The organism is Thalassospira sp. UBA1131 (assembly GCF_002311515.1).
Lineage (GTDB): Bacteria > Pseudomonadota > Alphaproteobacteria > Rhodospirillales > Thalassospiraceae > Thalassospira.
Window position 1 is genome coordinate 28795 of the sequence record NZ_DCAO01000093.1, and the last position, 2943, is coordinate 31737.

Here is a 2943-nt window from a genome sequence, read left to right on the forward strand (position 1 = left end):
ATCACGTTCCAGGCAACTGACGGGTGATTTTTGACGACCTTTTCAAAGTTGGCCGGGCTCAAAATACCGACACTGGTATCGTCAACCGCAATCACACAGGCCGAACGCGGCTGCCCGTCAATGGCCGAGAGTTGGCCAACACAGCCGCCTGCCCCGATTTCCTCAAGGGTGATTTCACGCCCCGAAAGCGAGTAATTAACGATCCGTACCCGCCCGGACAAAATCAGGTAAACGTCCGAACTATCTGATTCCGGTTCGATAATTTGCGTCCCGGCCGCAAACGTCTTTCGGTTGACGTGGCGTTCGACGTCTGCAATCGCGCTCTCATCGAGATCCGCGAAAATGCCGACCACTGATAATTTAACCATATCCCCCAAGCTTCTCACTACGGTGTTGTTAGTGTCCGGAGCACAGATCCCCTGCGTTCCCTCACATCTTTTACTGTCCCGGACTCAATCATAAGCAAACAACTTCAGACTGACAATCATTGCCAAACCAATGTCGGACTCCCACATGTGATTGGACAAGATTATGCTGCATGCGCGAACATAATCGAGTTCTTTTTAATCAAGGCATATATTTGCATCGATCCCGCATCGCGAGGAGGCAGGCCATGAGTCCCGAATTGGAGATTTTCCGTCGCAGCCCGACAGGCAAACCCAAAAGTAAACATCCATTGGTGTTTGTACATGGCGCCTATACCGGAGCGTGGTGCTGGAACGAACATTTCCTGACCTGGTTTGCAGATCGCGGCTTTGAGACCGTGGCGTTTTCCTTGCGCGGCCACGGCGGAAGTGGCGGCCGCGAACTGCGCAGCCTTGCATCCATTGACGATTATGTCGAAGACCTTGAAGAGGTTGTCGAGACTCTTGGCAAGAAGCCGGTTTTGATCGGCCATTCGATGGGCGGCTATGTCATTCAGAAATATCTCGAACGCCACAGTGCCGAGGCCGCCGTCCTGATGGCCTCAGTTCCGCCAGAAGGCCTGATTGCCAGCAATGCGATGATGGCAATGGCCCAGCCCGATCTGTTTTTCCATATGTTCTGGCTTCAGGCCATTGGCCCCCATACCCTGCTTCGTGAACGTCTGGGGCGTGCGATGCTGTCGCCTGATATCGCCGAAGATGAAGGTATGATCTATTTCGGGCGGCTCGAAACAGAAAGCCAACGGGCGATTACGGACATGATGGGCGCCAACCCGATTTTCCTGACAAAGGATGAAGCGCCAGCCATGCTGGTCATGGGCGCACGCGACGATGAAATCATCCAGAGCGAGTTGATCCACCACACAGCCAAGCGCTATGGCGCGGACTATGCCCTGATTGATGACATCCACCACGCGATGATGCTCGATAAAAACTGGGAAAAGGTCGCAGAAACCATACTGGAATGGCTACAGGTCAAGCTCGTCAGTCAACAGCGCAGCAAAGGCAACAAGACAACGGCCTAGGCCACCTACACTGGATTTTTACTGCACATTTGCACCCGCATCTGCCACGATGCGGGTGTTTGCTTTTGAGCGCCCCGACAACCAAAATACCCCGCCGAACAAAAAAAGGTCTGGAACATGCCCCTTAACGCTCCTGTATCTTTCGAAACAGTCAAACCTCGCCCGCGGCTTCTGGCAACCCTTATTGCCGCGGGTTTATACGTCTGCCTTGGCCAAGGCGCTGTTGCCCAGCAAACTACAGACGCCGTTGCGCCTGAGGCAAGCACGGCCGGTTCCTCGTCTGAAATGCGCAAGGCCGCCACTGCCAGTAACTGGATGATCAGTGCAGCCAACCCGCTGGCAGTCGAGGCCGGTGCTAATATCTTGCGGTCTGGTGGCAACGCCATCGATGCGATGGTCACAATTCAGACCATGCTTGGCCTTGTCGAGCCACAATCATCCGGGCTTGGGGGCGGCGCATTTTTGGTTTATTTCGATGCCGCGACTGGAAAGCTTACCACGCTTGATGGCCGCGAAACCGCGCCTCTGAACGCAACGCCGACGCTATTCCAGGATGAAAACGGCGAACCGCTTAGTTTTTATGATGCGGTTGTTGGCGGCAGGTCGGTTGGTACGCCCGGAACCCCTGCCCTGATGAAAGCTGCACACGAAAAGTGGGGGCAGCTTCCTTGGAAGAGCCTGTTCGATCCGGCAATTGATATCGCCACAACGGGCTTTGAAGTTTCTCCACGTCTTGCTGCCTTGATCGCAGATGATCAGGAAAAACTCTCCCGCGATCCCGAGGCAAGGGGCTATTTCTATGACAAGGATGGCGCGCCACTTACGGCCGGTACGGTTCTTCACAATCCGAAATATGCCAAGACCCTTCAAGATCTGGCGGCCAACGGGACCGTGAATTTCTATCAGGGTCAGATCGCCCAGGACATTGTCGACAAGGTTAATGGTGCCAGTTGGAACCCCGGCGTCCTGTCACTTGCCGATTTCGCCACATATCAGGTCAAGGAACGCGCGGCGGTCTGTGTCGAGTATCGTGATCATGATGTGTGCGGCATGGGACCACCTTCTTCGGGGGCGCTAACGGTCGGACAGATCCTTGGACTGCTTGAGCCCTATGATATCGCCGCGATGGGCCCCAGTTCTGCACAAAGCTGGCGCTTGATCGGCGATGCATCACGTTTGGCATTTGCCGATCGTGGGCGCTACATGGCCGATATTGATTTTGTCCCGATGCCTTTGACCGGATTACTTGATAAAACCTATCTGGCGGAACGATCCAAACTGCTTGATCGGGACACCGCACTTGAAACCGTCGAACCCGGCATGCCGAGCTTTAGCCACGCCATGAAATTGGCCGACGACGAAGCGATTGAACTGCCAAGCACCAGCCATTTCTCGATCGTTGATATCTATGGCAATGCGGTTTCGATGACGACCACCATTGAAAACGGTTTTGGTTCACGCCTGATGGTGAACGGCTTTATGCTCAATAACGA

3 protein-coding genes are annotated in these 2943 nt (G+C 54.4%); 2 read left to right on the plus strand and 1 reads right to left on the minus strand.

Annotation, left to right across the window (positions count from 1 at the left end):
- Nucleotides 1-368: Crp/Fnr family transcriptional regulator (locus B3Z49_RS14200; RefSeq protein WP_296992059.1), on the minus strand; the 368-nt coding region annotated here is incomplete at its 3' end.
- Nucleotides 369-613: 245 nt separating this feature from the next.
- Between B3Z49_RS14200 and B3Z49_RS14205 the strand changes: the two genes are divergently transcribed.
- Entirely contained in the window at nt 614-1450 is an 837-nt protein-coding gene (locus B3Z49_RS14205; protein WP_296992061.1) for an alpha/beta hydrolase, read from the plus strand.
- A gap of 285 nt (nt 1451-1735) precedes the next feature.
- A partial coding sequence (locus B3Z49_RS14210) for a gamma-glutamyltransferase family protein (protein ID WP_296992063.1) occupies nt 1736-2943 on the plus strand: 1208 nt, incomplete at its 3' end.

Coding starts and splice junctions, on each gene's coding strand:
- B3Z49_RS14205 (WP_296992061.1), top strand. CDS start 614: ATGAGTCCCGAATTGGAGATTTTCCGTCGCAGCCCGACAGGCAAACCC.